A 17,024-nucleotide genomic window follows, 5' to 3' on the forward strand; every position below is an offset into this window, starting at 1 on the left:
AGCCGACGACACCGAAAAGCCTTAAGAACAGGCAGTAAGCCACGATTCCTGTCATGATCACGGCCAGCAGCAGGACGGCCTGCACGAGGTCGTGCGCGCCTGAGGCGAGGGCAGGCAGCGCGCGCGTCGCAAGCCACAGCAGCGCGCCCATGCCGAGCGCCGCCAGGGCGATGCGCGGCAGACGGCGGCGGGCGTCGGCATCGATCGAAAAGCCAAATGTCTCGGCGCCGCGACGGATCAGGCGGAATGCCATGCTCCACGCGCCGAGCGCAATCGCGGCCGCAATACCATCAGCGCCGTACCAATGGCCCAGCAGGTACGCGAGCGCGATCGAAAGCACCACGCCAAGCAGCGCGGCGATCAGCGGCGTCATCGTATCCTCGCGCGCGAAGAAGGCCGGCGACAGCGCCTTCACCAGCACATGGGCGGGCAGCGCCAGCGTCAACCACATCAGCGCGCGGGCGGTGGCCTTCGTGTCATCGGCGGTGAAGGCGCCGCGTTCGAACAAGAGCCGCACGATCGGTTCGCTCAGCACGATCAGGCCGAGCGTGGCCGGCAGCGCCAGCCCAACCGCGAGTTCGAGGCCGCGCGATTCCGCATGCGCCACGGCTGTGCGACCATCGCCGCGCACCGCGCGCGTCAGTTCCGGGATCAGCACCGTGCCCATGGCGACGCCGACAATGCCGAGCGGCAGCTCGACCAGACGGTTGGCGAAATAGAGCCACGATACCGCCGAGGGCGATGACGAGGCGATGATAGCGCCGGCCACCATGAGCAATTGCGGCGCGCTCGACGCCATCATGCCGGGGGCGGCCTTGGCCAGGAAGCCACGGATTTCGGTGTCGAAGGAAATCCGCAGGGGCGCTGCGATGTTCTCGCCACGGCGCAGCACCAGCACCGATAATTGCAACAGGCCGGCGATGCCGACGGTCGCGGCCACGATCTGCGCCGCCTGCACCGCATCCGGCCGCGCGACCAGCAGCACCGCCATCACTGCGATCAGCGCGATGTTGAACAACAGTGGCGAGAACGCCGTCAGTGCAAACCGTCCCTGCGCATTCAACAGCGCCATCATCACGGTCACCGGGCCGGCGAAGGCGAGGTAGGGCAGCATCAGGCGTGCGTTGTCGACAGCAAGCTGCAGCGTATCGCGCCCCGCAAATCCCGGCGCCAGCGCCGCGATCACCAGCGGCATGACCAGCGCGAGCAGTGCGGTGGCGATAATCAGAGCTGCCGTGACCGTTCCAAGCACGCGCCCCGCAAACGCTGCGGCTGCGGCCGCGCCGTCGGTTTCGCGCACCCGCAGCCAGGCCGGCACCAGCGCCGCGTTCAGCCCGCCCTCGGTGAGCAGCCGCCTGATCACATTGACCAGTTGAAACGCCGCCAGGAACGCATCCGCGACCGCGCCTGCGCCGAGCAGTGCCGCGAGCGTGGAATCACGCACGAATCCGAGCAGCCGCGAGGCCAGCGTTCCCGAGGATACCGTGAGAAAGGAGCGGATCATGGCGCTTCTATAGCAGCCGCTTCCCTTGCTGGCGCTACGCTGATCTGGTAGGCCGCAGCCTTTCGCGCAACGCCGTAAACAGGACGGGATCGATGGCTGACGCAAAATACGACGTTCTCGGGATCGGCAATGCGATTTTCGACGTGCTGGTGCAGACCGACGAGGGATTTCTCGCTCGCCACGGCATGACCAAGGGCGGCATGGCGCTGATCGACGAGGCCCGCGCCGCCGCCGTCTACAGGGATATGGGCCCGGCGACCGAAATGAGCGGCGGCTCCGGCGCCAACACCATCGTCGGCGTCGCCGGCTTCGGCGCCCGCGCGGCCTTCATCGGCAAGGTCAAGAACGACCAGATCGGCGGCCTCTACACCCACGACATCCGCGCCGCCGGCGTCGCGTACGAGACCAAGGCGGCCGATGCCGGCCCCGCCACCGGCTGTTCCTACATCCTGGTGACGCCTGACGGCGAGCGCACCATGAACACCTATCTCGGCGCGGCGCAGGACCTCAAGCCCGCTGATATCGACGAAGCCCAGATCGCGGCGTCACGCATCGTCTATCTCGAAGGCTATCTCTGGGATCCCCAGAGCGCCAAGGAAGCCTTCGTGAAAGCGGCAACCATCGCGCACGGTGCGGGCCGCCAGGTAGCGCTGACGCTGTCGGATTCCTTCTGCGTCGATCGCTACCGCGACGAGTTTCTCGACCTGATGCGCAAGGGCACGGTCGATCTCGTGTTCGCCAACGAGGCCGAATTGCACTCGCTGTACCAGACCTCGGATTTCGACACCGCATTGAAGCAGCTCCGCGCCGATACGAAACTCGGCGTCGTCACCCGCAGCGAAAAGGGCTGCGTGGTCGCTGCAAAGGACGGCGTCGTCGCGGTGCCGGCGCACCCCATCGAGAAGCTGGTCGATACCACAGGCGCCGGTGATCTCTTCGCCGCCGGTTTCCTGTTCGGCCTCGTGCGCGATGCGGGTTACGAAAACGCCGGCCGTCTCGGCGCGCTCGCCGCCGCCGAAGTGATCCAGCACATCGGCGCGCGGCCGCAGGTGTCGCTGAAGGAGCTGGCGCAGCAGAAGGGGCTGCCGGTTTAGGACGAAGGTTTCTCGTCATGGCCGGGCTTTTCTCGGCCATCCACGCCTTCATTGCGGATAGCCAGTCAAGACGTGGACGCCCGGAACATCTAGCGCGAAGACGCGCTTCGGGCTTTTGCCCGGGCATGACGGCGAATAGATTCGCAAGTCTGCACCTCACGCCGTCTTCGCCGCCTTCAACCCCAGCTTCGCTTCCACCGCTTCCCGCATCAGAAACTTCTGGATCTTGCCCGTCACCGTCATCGGGAATTCGTCGACGAATTCGACATAGCGCGGGATCTTGTTGTGGGCGATCTGGCCTTGGCAGAAGGCGCGCACGTCCTCGGCGGTGAGCGTTTCGCCGGGGCGAGTGCGGATCCAGGCGCAGAGCTCTTCGCCGTAGCGATCATCCGCCACGCCAAAAATCTGCACGTCCTGGATCTTGGAGTGGCGATAGAGAAATTCCTCGATCTCACGTGGATAAAGGTTCTCGCCGCCGCGGATCACCATGTCCTTGATGCGACCGACGATGTTGCAATAGCCCTCCGCGTCGATGATCGCGATATCGCCGGTATGCATCCAGCCATTGGCGTCAAGCACGTCGGCGGTCTTTTCGGCCTCGTCCCAATAGCCCAGCATGACGCTATAGCCGCGGGTGCAGAGCTCGCCGCGTTCGCCGCGCGGTACCACGCGCCCTTCGAGATCGACGACCTTGACCTCGACATGCGGATGGATGCGGCCGACGGTGGAGACGCGCCGCTCCAGCGGATCGTCGGTCGAGCTCTGGAAACTGACCGGCGACGTCTCGGTCATGCCATAGGCGATGGTCACCTCGCCCATGTTCATCTCGTTGTTGACGCGCTTCATCACCTCGATCGGGCAGGGCGCGCCGGCCATGATGCCGGTGCGCAGCGACTTCAAATTGAAGCGCGAGAATTCGGGATGATCGAGTTCGGCGATGAACATGGTCGGCACGCCGTAGAGCGCGGTGCATTTTTCCTGTTCGATCGTCTGCAGCGTCGCCAGTGGGTCAAAACCCTCGCCGGGGTAGACCATGGTCGCGCCAAGCGTGACGGAAGCAAGATTGCCCATCACCATGCCAAAACAGTGATAGAGCGGCACCGGAATGCAGATGCGGTCCTTTTCCGTCAGCCGCATCGCGCGGCCAACGAAATAGCCGTTGTTGAGGATGTTGTGATGGGTCAGCGTCACGCCCTTGGGCGATCCGGTGGTGCCGCTGGTGAACTGGATGTTGACGGCGTCATCGAACTGCAGCGTCCGCGAAAGCTCGGCAAGTTGCTCGCGGTGCCGCGCGCCGCCCTTCTTGCTCACGCCCTCGAACGCGATGGTGCCCGGGGATTTCGGCCCGCCGATCTGGATCACGGCGCGCAGTTGCGGCAGCCGCTGCGCCTGCAATTCGCCCGGCCGCGATGCCGCAAGCTCGGGCAGCAACGTGTTCAGCATCTCCATGTAATTGGAGGTCTTGAACGCGGTGGCGGTAACGATCGCCGCGCAGCCCACTTTGGCCAGCGCGAATTCAAGTTCGCTCAGACGGTAGGCGGGATTGATGGTGACGAGAATCAGTCCTGCCTTGGCGGCGGCGAATTGCGTCAGCGTCCATTCCGGCCGGTTCAGCGACCACACCCCGATCCGCGCGCCGCGTTCGAGGCCGAGCGCGAGAAAACCCGCCGCCAGCGCCTCGACGTGACCGGCAAATTCCTTCCATGTCCAGCGCACGCCATGGCTTGGCGAAACCAGCGCCTCGCGATCGGCCCAGCGCTGAGCGGCCTGATCGAGGCAGCGGCCGATGGTGTCGCCGAGTAGCGGCGCGTTGGCGGTGCCGCAGACGTAGGAGTCGGTGGTGTGGGTCAATGTGAGGTCTCCGAGTATGAGGTCTGCAAGTATGAGTTTGCGAATAATGAGAGAAGGAGTTCATCGCGATTCATGCTGCGCCCTCTCCCCCCTTGCGGGGGAGAGTTGGAGAGAGGGGTAGGCCACAAACGCCGTCGCCCGTGGCTTACCCCTCTCCCTGACCCTCCCCCGCAAGGGGGGAGGGAACGGAGAGAGTGTGCCGCGCCGCACGAAGAGGCGCGGCAATCACGACGTCTCCTTGCAATCACGCCGCCCGCTGCCCGCTGCCGGCATCGAGGTCGGCATAAACCCCGCGTTCGAAGCCCGCAAGAGCCTCGAGCGCCGTGGCGTCGGCGAACGGCAACAACTGCATCAGGATCACGCCGGCGACGTTGCGCGCGGGGTCGATCCAGAAATAGCTGTTGGCAAGGCCCGCCCAGGCGAGGCTGCCGGCGCTGCGGCCTTCCGGCGTCTTGGCGGTATTGATGAGGAAGCTAAGTCCCCACTTCTTCACGATATCAGGATAGAGATCGACATCGTTGGTGTACATCGGCAGAACCGTCGTCAACTTGCCGATGGTGAGATCGCCAATGTGGTTCTGGCTCATCAGCGCGACGGTCTCGGGCTTGAGCAACTGGTTGCCGTTACCGCGGCCCTTGTTGAGGATCATCTGGGTGAACTTGATGTAGTCGGCCGCCGTGCTGTAGAGGCCGCCACCGCCCATGTGGAATTCCGGCTCCTGCTCGATCTCGAACGGGATCGGCGCCAGCGATCCATCGTCGCCGCGCGCATGCATGCCGACCAGGCGCTTGCGCATGGAATCGGTGATCTTGAAGGCGGTGTCGTTCATGCCGAGCGGTGTGAAAATGTTATCGCGCAGATAGGCGTCGAGCCGTTTGCCGCTCACGGCTTCCACCGCCTTGCCGACGAAGTCGATGTTGGTGCCGTATTCCCAGCGCGTGCCGGGTTCGGCTATGAGCGGGGTCTTCAGCGCGGCGTTCTGGCAAGTGGTGATCGGCGGAACAGCCGCCTTCTCCAGATACGCCGCCATGTCGCCGTTCCAGAAGCCGTAGGCAAGGCCCGCGGTGTGGGTCATGAGCTGGCGCAGCGTGATCGGAATCTTCGCCGGGCGCAGCTTTGGCTCGCCCTTCGCGTCAAAACCTTCCAGCACTTGCGGGTTGGCGAGATCGGGCAAAATCTTGCCGATCGGCTCGTCCAACGAGAGCTTGCCTTGTTCGACCAGCTGCATGCCGGCGGCGCACGTGATCGCCTTGGTCATGGAGGCGATCCAGAACACGCTGTCCGCGGTCATGTCCTCGTTCTTGCCGAGGTCGCGCTTGCCGAACGCGCCCTGGTAGATCACGTCGCTTCCGGTAGCGGCCATCGCGACCACGCCGGGAATTTCCTTTGCCTCGCACTTCTGACGCAGAACCTGATCGATCGCGGCTTTGCTTTGCATTGGTCACCTCCCGAATGTTTTTTTGAAGTGGAACGATCTTCCTCCCGGCTGCTTGATCCCGCAAGCGGGAGCGGACGCTCGCAGGCGATGTCGCGGTCTCGTGATGGGCGATGGAAGCTAAAGTACGTTTGGGCAGGTCTCGCGGGCCATCCGGCACAAAACTGCAACACCCCGCCGCATTCTGCGGTGGGAGATGGGCAATGGCGGTGACCGGATTCACCATCCACGATATCGTGATTTCGCCACGATTCCCGCCGCCGATTTTTTGCAGTAAAGCGTTCAAATTCCAGCACAAACGTTGCGCGTTGGCTGGACCAAATTAACCAAAATTGTCTCATTTCTGCCTGTCGCAAAGGTGCGCAATGATTTCGACTTGGAGTGAATGGAAGCGGTATCCCCGTCCCGGACGGGGCGAGAACATCGAGGCGCCGATTACCCCCGGGCTTTATGAAGTCCGCTATGCCGCCACCGGCGCACTGCACTCGTTCGAGGCGGTCGACAACGTCGCCCAGGCGCTGGCGCAACTTGCGGTCGGCGCCAAATCCTGGTTCGGCCGCCGCGACACCGCCAAGCTGCCCGACCTCGAATACCGGACCTGCGCGACCTCCTCGAAAGCCGACGCGAAAGCGGCAGCGCAACGCATGATCGGCCGCCGCGAGACGTATATGAGCGGCGCGGCCTGAGTTGATGTCGTCATTCCGGGTTCGCATCGCGCCCCGGAACGACGAACCAATCGGTCTCAAAATAGCTTGAAGCAGATCTGCATCTGCGGCCGGTGCACCGCCGCCGATATCGGCCTATACTCGGATCAATCCTGCAAGAAAATCCGAGGAGTACGCCATGAATCCACCCGTTGCCGCACGCGCTTCAGCTTCCGCCCCCTCGCTGCATGACCGCCTGAAAGATCCCTCGCTGCTGCGCGACCGCTGTTACATCGACGGCGTCTGGGTCGGCACGCCGTCACGCCCCGTCACCAATCCCGTTAATGGCGTCGAACTGGCAAAGGTACCCGCCTTCAGCACGGCGGAAGCCACGCAAGCCGTCGAAGCCGCCGAGCGCGCGTTCCCGGCCTGGGCCAAGCACACGGCAAAACAGCGTTCCAACATCCTGCGAAAATGGTTCGAGCTGATCGCGGCGAACCGCGAGGATCTCGCGCTGATCCTCACCTCCGAGCAGGGCAAGCCGCTCGCGGAAGCGCTCGGCGAGGTCGATATCGGCGGCGCCTATGTCGAATTCTTTGCCGAGGAAGCGCGCCGCGTCTATGGCGAAACCATTCCGACGCAGCGGCCGGACGCACGCCTGCTTGCGATCAAGCAGCCGATCGGCGTCTGCGGCGCGATCACGCCGTGGAATTTCCCGTGTTCGATGATCACGCGAAAAGTGTCGCCGGCATTGGCTGCCGGTTGCACCGTCGTGCTCAAGCCGGCCAATGAAACGCCGCTGACTGCGCTGGCGCTGGTTGCGCTCGCCGAGAAGGCCGGCGTGCCCAAGGGTGTGTTCAACATCCTCACCGGCAATTCGTCCGCGATCGGCAAGGTGTTGTGCGAGCATCCCGCGGTGCGCTTCGTCGGCTTCACCGGCTCGACCGAAGTCGGGAAGATCCTCTATCAGCAGGCTTCAGTGGGCGTGAAGAAGCTCGGCCTCGAGCTCGGCGGCAACGCGCCATTCGTGGTGTTCGACGATGCCGATATCGACGCCGCGGTCGAGGGTGCCATTGTCTCGAAATACCGCAACATGGGCCAGACCTGCGTCTGCGCCAACCGCATCTATGCCCAGGACAAGATCTACGACCAATTCGTCGAGAAACTGTCGAAGAAGGTCGCGGCGATGAAGATCGGCGACGGCACGGAGCAGGGCGTGGTGCAGGGGCCGCTGATCAACATGGAAGCGGTCGACAAGGTCGAGAAGCACATTGCCGACGCCGTCAAGGGTGGTGCGAAAATCGTCACGGGCGGCAAGCGCCATGCGCTCGGCGGCAGCTTCTTCGAGCCGACGGTGCTTTCGAATGTGAAGCCGGACGCGCTGGTGGCGCATGAGGAAACCTTCGGCCCGCTGGCGCCCGTGTTCCGCTTCAAGGACGAGGCCGACGTCATCGCGATGTGCAACAACTCGCCGTTCGGGCTGGCGTCGTATTTCTATTCCCGCGATCTCGGAAGAGTCTGGCGTGTCGCGGAAGCGCTGGAGTCGGGCATGGTCGGCGTCAACACCGGGCTGATCACCACCGAAGTCGCGCCCTTCGGCGGCGTGAAGGAAAGTGGCCTCGGCCGCGAAGGCTCGCATCACGGCATGGAAGAATATGTCGAGATCAAATACGTGATGATGGCCGGGGTGTAGCATCCATCCATTGTCGTCCCTGCTTTCGCAGGGACGACAGCTCATCTCAATCGCTGGCATCGCTCGCGAACGCGCCATGTCGCCCCACGCCGGAGGCGAACCGCGTCGCACCCGACAGCGTTTCGCCCGAGGCGATCACTTTCAGCCCGCCGCGCATTTCGTTGGCGATGGCGTCTTCCTCCGCAAGGTCCCATTGCTGCAGCGCCGACAGGCGGTCGGCGCGCAGGCAGGTCTGCGGGAAGCGCGCGATCTCTCGTGCCAGCGTGATCGCGTGCGCGACGGCCTCACCCCTGCCGACGACGCGATTGGCCAGGCCCATCCGCAGCGCCTCCTGCGCGCTGACCGGGCGGCCGGTGAGAATGAGGTCGATCGCCTGCGAATGGCCGATCAGCCGCGGCAGGCGGACAGTGCCGAGATCGATCAGCGGCACGCCGAAGCGGCGGCAGAATATGCCGAAGGTGGCGTCTTCGGCGACCACGCGCATGTCGGCCCATAGTGCGAGCTCCATGCCGCCGGCGACCGCAAAACCTTCGACCGCGGCGATCACCGGTTTCGACAGCCGCAGCCGGCTCGGCCCCATCGGCGCGACCGAGTCGTGGCCGCCGAGTTCGCGTTTCTTGTTCGGATCGCCCGCCGCCACCGCCTTGAGGTCGGCGCCCGCACAGAAATAGCCGCCGGTGCCGGTGAACACGGCGACCGACGCCGCCTCATCGGCATCGAAGGCAAGGAACGCCTCGTAAAGTTTCCGCGCGGTTGCGCCGTCGACGGCGTTGCGGCAATGCGGGCGGTTGATGGAAACGATGGTGACGGGGCCATCGCGTTCGACGAGCACGGAATCGGCTTCGGTCATCTTTGGCGTCCTCCATTTTTGTTCTGACCGGCAGCCTAGCGTCACACGCTAGTCGATGCCATCGCGAACAAAGGCGACGCGGATGGTGGGATCTCCGATCGCCTCGTGGGCATCCTCGAAGCGGACCTTTCGCGTGATGACGTGCTCGGGGTGGAAATGGCCGGCTTCGACATGGGCGAGGCAGCCGGGCATCTCGGCCCGCACATTCACACGCCCGATCCGCAGGGTAATGCCGACACCGTACATGTGCCGCAGTGGCACCGACGTCGTCTCCTTGAAGTCGCCGTACATGCGCTGGCAGATGCCGTTGGGCTCGGCCGAGCGAAACGCCAGTAAAATGCTGGCGTCGGTTGCCGCCGCATCGACCACGATCGGGAACAGGCCGACCGGCTCCATCGCAAGTCCCTTCGGCGCTTCATGCACATCGGCGCCCAGCGATTTCGCTTTCGCAAGCCGCCTGGCATCGTCATCGACATAGACCACACGGGCCGCGCCGCGGCTCAGCGCCGCCTGGATCGCGAACATGCCGATCGACTGGCCGGCCCCGCCGATCACCAGCACCTCCGCGCCCGGCCAGTGCCGCAGCCAGTAGGCGACCGCGCTGAACGCATCCGTCGCGCCATCGGCAAGGGCTGCGGTTTGCGACAATGCGTGCCCCGCGGGCTGCCGCACCAGCATGTGGTCGGCGAACGGCACCCGGATGAGATCCGACAGCGAGCCGCCATACTCGACGCCGCATACCGGCTTGAGGCCATATGACGAGCGGAAGGGGACGGACGTGCAGGCGTTGGTGTGTCCGCGCAGGCAACGCGCGCACTCGCCGCAGCTGATCTGGAACGGCACGATGACGAGATCGCCGGGCGCGAAATTCTTCACGGCACTCCCGACGTCGGTGACGCGGCCGGCGGTCTCATGGCCCAGCGCGAACGGGCCAGGCAGGCCGGATTTGCCGCAGACGATGGTGAGGTCGAGATCGCAGCGTGTCACCGCCAGGGGCTGCACCAGCGCGTCGCGGTCATCCTGCAACATCGGAGCCGGCACGTCCCACCACTCGATGGTATTGCCGCCGACATAGGTGAGTTGGCGCATCCTGCTTTTCTCCGTTTGACCGGAGACTGCAGAAGCCCGCGTGCGCGGACAAAAGGTTTGTCCTCATCCGGGGTGAATCGGGTTCACCACTCTTGCAACCAATCCGCCGGACGGCGTGCTGATTTGCCTTCAGCGCAAGCACAATCTCGCGGCGAGAGCTGCGCTCACATTTAGTTGTCGTCCCCCGCGAATGCGGGGGATCCAGTATTCCAGAGACGCGAGTGATTGAACCGATAGGCTGCGGCGTACTGGATCCCCGCCTACGCGGGGATGACGTTCGAGGCTTACGTCGCTATCTCTGCGTCATTGCCTGCGACAAACGCGAAGCGCTTGTGCAAGGGAGCGAAGCGACGAAGCAATCCATGTTTCCGGTATGCCGCGAGATGGATTGCTTCGCTGCGCTCGCAATGACGTAGCTAGATCGCGAGCTCGTCCCCCGTCACCCGGCGATACGCTTCGAGGTAGCGCTTGCTGGTCGCGTCCACCACGCTGTCGGGCAGCGGCGGGGGCGGGGCGTCGCCGTTCCAGCGGCCGGCACGGCGCTCGGCGTCGAGGTAGTCGCGCAGCGGCTGCTTGTCGAAGGAGGGCTGCGGCCGGCCGGGCTTGTAGACGTCGGCAGCCCAGAACCGTGACGAGTCCGGCGTCATCACCTCGTCGATCAGGATGATGCGGCCATCGGCCGCGCGGCCGAATTCGAACTTGGTATCGGCGATAATGATGCCCCGGTGACGGGCGATCCGCTCGCCGAAATTATAGACCGTGCGCGCCATGCTCTCGAGTTTTTCGGCGACATCATTGCCCAGAATCTCGCGCACCCGCGCCACCGTGATGTTCTCGTCATGGCCAGTCTCGGCCTTGGTCGCCGGGCTGAAGATCGGCGCGCCCAGCTTCTCGCTCTCGACCAGGCCGGGTTCGAGCTGTTCGCCGGCAAGCGTGCCGGACGCCGCATATTCCTTCCAGGCCGAGCCCGAGATATAGCCGCGGATCACGCATTCGACCGGAAACACGGTGGTGCGCTGGCACAGCATCGCACGCCCGAGGATGTCGGCGCGGTGGTCCTTCAGCGCAGGCACCTTGCGGATGATCTCATCGGCGTCGGCGCTGATCATGTGATGCGGCACCACGCCTTCGAGCTGGCGGAACCACCATGCGCTGATCTGCGTCAGCACCGCGCCCTTCGTCGGAATGGTTTCCGCCATTACCACGTCGAACGCGCTGATGCGGTCGGTAGTGAGCAGCAGCACGCAGTCGCTGCCGACGGCATAGATATCGCGCACCTTGCCGCTGCCGATCCGGGGCAGGGGCAAATCGCTGGCGAGCATCGCGTTCATCAGGTCAGGCTTTCGAACAGGCACGCGCGCCAGGGTGCGCGTGCGGAAACAGGTAGGCGGAGCAATAGCTCACTCCGGCAGCGGAATGAACTCATGTTCTTGCGGAACGGCGGCAAACCGGCCGGTTTTCCAGTCCTGTTTGGCCTGCTCGATCCGCTCCTTGCTGGAGGAGACGAAATTCCACCAGATATGCCGCGGGCCTTCCAGCGCGTCGCCGCCCAGAAACATCATCCGCGTCGGCCGCACGGCCTTCACGGTGATGCGGTCGCCGGGCCGGAAGATCAGCAGCCGCGGGCCCTCGTAGCGCTCGTTCGCGATCTCGACCTCGCCGTCGACGAGATAGATCGCGCGCTCCTCATGGTCAGGGTCGAGCGGCACGCTGGTTCCGGCCTGCGCCGTCACCTCGGTATAGAACCATGGCGATACCATGCTCACAGGCGATTTCACGCCGAAGCCGCTTCCTGCGATGATGCGCGCGGTGAATCCGTTCTCTTTCACGGTCGGCAGCGCTTCCGCCGCATAGTGCTGGAAGGACGGCGCGATTTCCTCCGATCCGGCCGGCAGGGCGATCCAGCTCTGCAGGCCCAGCATCTTCTGGCCGTCGCGGCGCTGCACGTCGGGCGTGCGCTCGGAATGCGCGATTCCGCGCCCCGCCGTCATCAGGTTCATCGCGCCGGGCTGGATCTCCTGGATATTGCCCTCGCTGTCGCGATGCATGATCGAGCCGTCGAACAGGTAGGTAACGGTAGCAAGCCCGATATGCGGATGCGGCCGGACGTCCATGCCCTTGCCGGCCATGAACTGCACCGGGCCGAAATGATCGAAGAAGATGAAAGGTCCGACCATCTGCCGCTTGCCATGCGGCAGCGCGCGCCGCACCGCAAATCCATCGCCGAGATCGCGGGTGCGCGGCACGATGATGAGGTCGAGGGCGTCGCAGGTCCTGGGATCGCCGAGCACGGGATCGTTGGAGGGTTGCCAGCTCATGTGGGGGCTCCTTGACGTTTTGTGCGATTATAGCAGCAATTGCGGGGCCGACCACGGGTGATGGCCTTTCCGCGTCTTTGCGAGCGAAGCAATCCATACCTCAACACGGGGAGAGATGGATTGCTTCGTCGCTTGCGCTCCTCGCAATGACGGCGGTAGGCAAAGATGCAGACAAAATTACGGAAGGAAACCGAATGATCCCTCCGCTCAAGCCCGGCGCGAAACTCCTGAAAGTCGATGGCCCCGTCATCGAGACCGCGCGCCTGATCCTGCGGCCGTGGCGCAGCGACGACATTGCCGCAAATACGGCGATGCTGTCCGATCCCGATACCGCGCGCTACATCACGCCCGACGGCAAGGCGATCACCACCGAGATCGGCGGATGGCGCAACGCCGCCGTGATATCGGGGCATTGGGCGCTGCATGGCTTCGGCATGTTCGCCGTCGAGGAGAAGTCGAACCGCCACTATATCGGCCGTGTCGGGCCGTGGTGCCCGCCGGGCTGGCCGGGGTTTGAGGTCGGCTGGGGCATCGACCGGGAATACCGCGGCAAGGGTTACGCGGTAGAGGCGGCGCGGGCGTCTATCGACTGGGTGTTTTCGACCTTCGAGATCGACGAAATCATCCATTGTATCGAATCCTCCAACGCGCCATCGCAAGCCGTCGCGCGGCGGCTGGGAGCGAGGCGGGATGGTGAAGTTGATCTATCCGGCAAGATCAATGAGCGCTGGGCGACGTCGCGGAGTAGCTGGAAGGGTTGACCGGCACAAATTGAACCACGGAACGATTCTCACTAGATTGACAGCGCGGAAACGACCTGCGCGAACGGACCGTCCGAATGCTGCTTTCCACCATCGACATCGCCTTGCGCGGCGCCACCGTGGCGCTGCTGCTGGTGCTGGCGGTGTCGCTGTTTCGCGGTTTTGGAACGGTGCTGGCCGGGCGGCTGGCGGCGGCCTTTGCACTGGGATCGGCGGCGCATGCCGTGACCTCGTCGATCGGCGTGACGTCGCCGGTGTCGCCGGCGCATGCGCTTGTGATCGCACTCTCGACCGGCAATGTCGTGGTTTTCTGGCTATTCGCCCGCGCCCTGTTTGACGACGGGTTCAGGCTGCGCTGGTGGCATGGCCTGATCTGGATCGCGGTTGTTGTCCTAAGCTTGACGAATTGCCTGTTCATCGCGCCGGCCGCGATGATGGGGACCAAGGGAACCACCTTCGCGGGCGAAGAGGTGATGGCCCTCATCTCCGCGATGCGGATCTTGTTCGTGGCGATCAATTTGCTTGTGCTCGGCTTCATTGCCCTGGCTGTTGCTCAAACCATCGCGTCATGGTCATCGGACCTTGTCGAGGGCCGCCGCCGCGTCCGCGTTTTCATCGTCAGCGCCGCAGCGCTCTATGGTGGGCTCAATGCGGTGCTGCAGATATCGCTGTCCGGTAGCGGCGGCGCCGAACTCGCCAACACGCTGAATTCGGCGATGCTGGCCGCCGTCGTCGCGGCGATATCGATTGCCATGATGCGGGTCGATGGCGCTGATTTGTTTCCGGCTGCGCCCGAGATTCAGAGCAGTGGTAGCGAAGCGGCCGTGGTCGAATCCAGCGCCGATCAAAAGCTGGTCGATGCGCTGATGCGGCTGATGGCCGACGAGCGCATCTATCGCCACGACAACGTCACCATCGGCACGCTGGCGACCAAACTCGGCATTCCCGAATACCGGCTGCGGCGGCTGATCAACCAGCGGCTCGGCTACCGCAATTTCAATGTATTCCTTAACGAGCACCGGATCGCCGAGGCCAAGGCGGCGCTCGCCGATCCGAGCCAGGCCGAAGTCCCCGTGATTACCATTGCGATGGACGCCGGCTTCCAGTCGCTTGGGCCCTTCAACCGCGCCTTCAAGGCGATTACCGGCGTTACGCCGACTGAATATCGCCGGCTCAAGGCGAACGCAGTCTAAGCTTCATCGTACTGTAATTTCTATCGAATTTCGGAATCGGCGAGCCGCATTGAGCTTTCGGCCAGCGCGAATTCCAAATTCGGCGAGCGGCCAGTGACAGCCTCGCCATCATCCCCGGCACGCGCTGATGCGTCATGCCGGAGGCCCTCGTGACCAGACGAAATCTCATTCTCATCCTCGCTGCCTCAACCGCGCTGAGCGCGCTCGCGCTCTCGGCCGCCCGCGCCCGCGACGTCCCAAAAGTCGCGACCGGCTTCGTCGCCAACGTGCTCTGCACTGAGACCTTCGTCTCCGGCCTCGACCCTGCGCGCGTGTTCACTGAGACGACCTCGGCCATGCCCGGCGCCAGCCTGATCGCCTGGGCGCTCGACTATCGCGTCGACCGCGCGCGCAAGGATGTCACGGTCACGCTGTTCGGCCTGGGCCGGAGCCACGCGGTCTACCGCGGCGAAGGCGTCGGCTGCTATCTCGATCACGGTGGAGCGGTGGCCGATATTGCATTGCCGCCGGCGGAAGCCAGGCCGGCGCTGCTGCCCGAGATCGCAGGCCGCGCCGTTGTCGCGCCGCAGACGTCGCAACTCGCTGCGGCGCTCGATCGCGCCTTCGCCGAGCCTGATCGCTCGACGCCGCGCAACGCCCGAGCAATCGTGGTCCTGAAGGACGGGCGCGTTATTGCCGAGCGCTACGCCGACGGCATCGGCATCGATACGCCGCTGCTCGGATTCTCCGCCACCAAATCGGTCATCTCGGCATTGGCCGGTATCCTCGTGCGCAAGCGTGCGCTGAAACTGCACGAGCGCGTGCCGATTGCAGCGTGGCAAAAGCCTGACGATCCAAGGCGCGCCATCACGCTCGATCATCTGCTGCGCCATACCGCGGGGCTCAAGCTCGGCAGTTCGCTGCAGGCATCGCTGGCGTCGGCACTCGAGCCGGTCAACCGCATGAAATTCATGGAACCCGACATGGCCGCCTATGCCGCGAGCATGCCGCTGGAGTCAGCGCCGGGTGCGGCGTGGAACTACCACGATGGCAACACGGTCATCCTCGCGCATCTGATCCGCCAGGCTACCGGTGGCAGTGCGGCGAGCATGATGAGCTTCGCGCGGCAGGAATTGTTCGAGCCACTCGGCATGCGCAACGTAACCCTCGAATTCGACGCCTCCGGCAATGCGGAAGGATCGAGCCAGTTGCTGGCGAGCGCACGCGACTGGGCGCGTTTCGGCCAGCTTTATCTCAATGACGGCATGGCCGGGGGAAAACGCATTCTCCCCGAAGGCTGGGTAAAGTATTCGGCGACGCCGACGCCGAACGCCTGGGTCGGCCAGGGTGCGGGATTCTGGACCAATCTCGGCGACAGCTTTGGCGCGACCTACCGCACCGAGCGCGGCTGGCCGCGCGATGCGTTCTTCGCCAAGGGCACGATCGGGCAATACGTGATCATCGCGCCGTCGGAACGGCTGGTGATCGTCCGGCTCGGCCGTTCACCGAACTGGCCGCCGGAGGCCGATGGCGTGTTTCAGCTGGTGGCCGATGTGATCGCTGCGACGAACATCCACGCCAAACTTGCTGGAGGCAATTGAGCGCGTTTCGTCGCGACGTCACGACCTGTCGCGGTTCGACCGCGACAGGATCTCGCGGAGCGCCGCGACATTTGGCGAATCTGCGCCCTTGCGCCAGATCAGCACGATCTTGGAGCGGTTCTCGCCCGGGGGCAGGCGGTGGACAGCCAGCCGCTTGCTCTCCGGAAATGTCGTCAGCACGCTCCGCGGCAACAGCGCGATGCCCATGCCGGCAACGACACAGCCGAGCATGGCGTGATAGGAGCTGAGCTCGATTGTGCGCTCAGGCATTTCGCCGTGCTTGGCGTACCACTTTTCCAGCCGCGCGCGGTGCGGGCAACCATGTTCGAAGGCGATGATGGTCTTTGGAAACTTGCCCTTCTTTCCAACCGGTGGATGCCCTGCCGCCGACACGATCACCGGCTCTTCTTCGAAGGCAAACATTTTCTCGAACGGTGCATCGGCAATCGGCTCGGCCACCAGCGCTGCGTCGAGTTCGCCTGCCAGGATAGCGGTGGCAAGTACGCCCGGATTGCCGGTCCGCAACTCCAGCGTCACCTCGGGGTGCAGCCGGCTGTACTCATTGATCGTTCTCGGCAGGCGGACGGCCGCCGTGCTCTCCATGGCACCGATGCGAAACAGGCCGCGCGGCCGGGGATCCCGGATCGAGGCGCGTGCCTCGTCGGCAAGCGAAAGCAGGCGGTCGGCATAGCCGAGCAGTAGCTGGCCTGCGGGTGCGAGGTGAAGCCGTTTGCCCTCGCGCAGAAACAGCGGGACGTCAAGGTCCTCTTCCAGTTGCCGAATGCGCGTGGTGACGTTGGATTGCACGCGATTCAGTTTCTCCGCCGCGCGGGTGACGCCTCCCTCGCGCACGACAGCGGTGAATATGCGGAGGTCGGAAAGGTCCATCTGTATCACTCCCGGGATCATCCCGAATTGAGATAAAGAAAATCATTATTATTCATTTTATGTGATGAAATGGAAGCCGTAAACCTTTCCTATGGCAGGCCGTATGCCGGTCTGCCGGATGGAG

At 64.3% G+C, this 17,024-nt stretch carries 14 protein-coding genes; 6 read left to right on the plus strand and 8 right to left on the minus strand.

The genetic code is table 11. From position 1 onward, the window contains the following. Positions 1 to 1,504, minus strand: a 1,504-nt coding sequence (gene murJ / locus CQ14_RS37075) for a murein biosynthesis integral membrane protein MurJ (protein ID WP_063800476.1), incomplete at its 3' end; no start/stop codon positions are given. A gap of 92 nt (positions 1,505 to 1,596) precedes the next feature. Here murJ and CQ14_RS37080 point away from each other — a divergent pair. Continuing rightward, entirely contained in the window at positions 1,597 to 2,598 is a 1,002-nt protein-coding gene (locus tag CQ14_RS37080; RefSeq protein WP_057862691.1) for an adenosine kinase, read from the plus strand. 156 nt (positions 2,599 to 2,754) lie between these two features. On the opposite strand, the gene CQ14_RS37085 is transcribed toward CQ14_RS37080, so the two are convergent. Beyond that, positions 2,755 to 4,449 (minus strand): AMP-binding protein, encoded by a 1,695-nt coding sequence (locus CQ14_RS37085; protein WP_057862692.1) that lies wholly within the window; start codon positions 4,447 to 4,449, stop codon positions 2,755 to 2,757. A 244-nt stretch (positions 4,450 to 4,693) separates the two neighbouring features. Further along, complete coding sequence (locus CQ14_RS37090) at positions 4,694 to 5,887, minus strand: serine hydrolase domain-containing protein (protein WP_057862693.1); 1,194 nt, start codon at positions 5,885 to 5,887, stop codon at positions 4,694 to 4,696. A 362-nt stretch (positions 5,888 to 6,249) separates the two neighbouring features. Here CQ14_RS37090 and CQ14_RS37095 point away from each other — a divergent pair, with 362 nt between their 5' ends. Continuing rightward, positions 6,250 to 6,570, plus strand: a complete 321-nt coding sequence (locus tag CQ14_RS37095; RefSeq protein WP_057862694.1) for a hypothetical protein — start codon at positions 6,250 to 6,252, stop codon at positions 6,568 to 6,570. 157 nt (positions 6,571 to 6,727) lie between these two features. Beyond that, on the plus strand, positions 6,728 to 8,221 hold the full coding sequence (locus CQ14_RS37100; protein WP_057862695.1) for an NAD-dependent succinate-semialdehyde dehydrogenase: 1,494 nt from the start codon (positions 6,728 to 6,730) through the stop codon (positions 8,219 to 8,221). A gap of 46 nt (positions 8,222 to 8,267) precedes the next feature. Here CQ14_RS37100 and CQ14_RS37105 read toward each other — a convergent pair whose 3' ends face one another. The 4 genes from CQ14_RS37105 to CQ14_RS37120 all read right to left on the minus strand — a co-directional run bounded on the left by CQ14_RS37105 (position 8,268) and on the right by CQ14_RS37120 (position 12,478). Next, positions 8,268 to 9,071, minus strand: a complete 804-nt coding sequence (locus CQ14_RS37105; protein ID WP_057862696.1) for a crotonase/enoyl-CoA hydratase family protein — start codon at positions 9,069 to 9,071, stop codon at positions 8,268 to 8,270. 48 nt (positions 9,072 to 9,119) lie between these two features. Further along, complete coding sequence (locus CQ14_RS37110; protein ID WP_057862697.1) at positions 9,120 to 10,160, minus strand: zinc-dependent alcohol dehydrogenase; 1,041 nt, start codon at positions 10,158 to 10,160, stop codon at positions 9,120 to 9,122. Positions 10,161 to 10,576: 416 nt separating this feature from the next. After that, positions 10,577 to 11,491 (minus strand): phosphoribosylaminoimidazolesuccinocarboxamide synthase, encoded by a 915-nt coding sequence (locus tag CQ14_RS37115; RefSeq protein ID WP_057862698.1) that lies wholly within the window; start codon positions 11,489 to 11,491, stop codon positions 10,577 to 10,579. 69 nt (positions 11,492 to 11,560) lie between these two features. Further along, positions 11,561 to 12,478 carry a pirin family protein gene (locus CQ14_RS37120; RefSeq protein WP_057862699.1) on the minus strand — a complete coding sequence of 306 codons (918 nt, stop codon included), beginning with the start codon at positions 12,476 to 12,478 and terminating at the stop codon, positions 11,561 to 11,563. Positions 12,479 to 12,672: 194 nt separating this feature from the next. Between CQ14_RS37120 and CQ14_RS37125 the strand changes: the two genes are divergently transcribed. From CQ14_RS37125 to CQ14_RS37135, 3 genes are all read left to right on the plus strand, one after another. Next, positions 12,673 to 13,239 carry a GNAT family N-acetyltransferase gene (locus CQ14_RS37125; protein WP_057862700.1) on the plus strand — a complete coding sequence of 189 codons (567 nt, stop codon included), beginning with the start codon at positions 12,673 to 12,675 and terminating at the stop codon, positions 13,237 to 13,239. A gap of 77 nt (positions 13,240 to 13,316) precedes the next feature. Beyond that, entirely contained in the window at positions 13,317 to 14,432 is a 1,116-nt protein-coding gene (locus tag CQ14_RS37130; protein WP_057862701.1) for an AraC family transcriptional regulator, read from the plus strand. Positions 14,433 to 14,581: 149 nt separating this feature from the next. Continuing rightward, positions 14,582 to 16,012, plus strand: a complete 1,431-nt coding sequence (locus CQ14_RS37135; protein ID WP_057862825.1) for a serine hydrolase domain-containing protein — start codon at positions 14,582 to 14,584, stop codon at positions 16,010 to 16,012. Positions 16,013 to 16,030: 18 nt separating this feature from the next. Here CQ14_RS37135 and CQ14_RS37140 read toward each other — a convergent pair whose 3' ends face one another. Continuing rightward, a complete protein-coding gene (locus CQ14_RS37140) occupies positions 16,031 to 16,900 on the minus strand; it encodes a LysR family transcriptional regulator (RefSeq protein WP_057862702.1) in 870 nt (289 codons plus the stop codon). Positions 16,901 to 17,024: the final 124 nt, after the last annotated feature.

Source organism: Bradyrhizobium lablabi, from assembly GCF_001440475.1.
GTDB lineage: Bacteria > Pseudomonadota > Alphaproteobacteria > Rhizobiales > Xanthobacteraceae > Bradyrhizobium > Bradyrhizobium lablabi.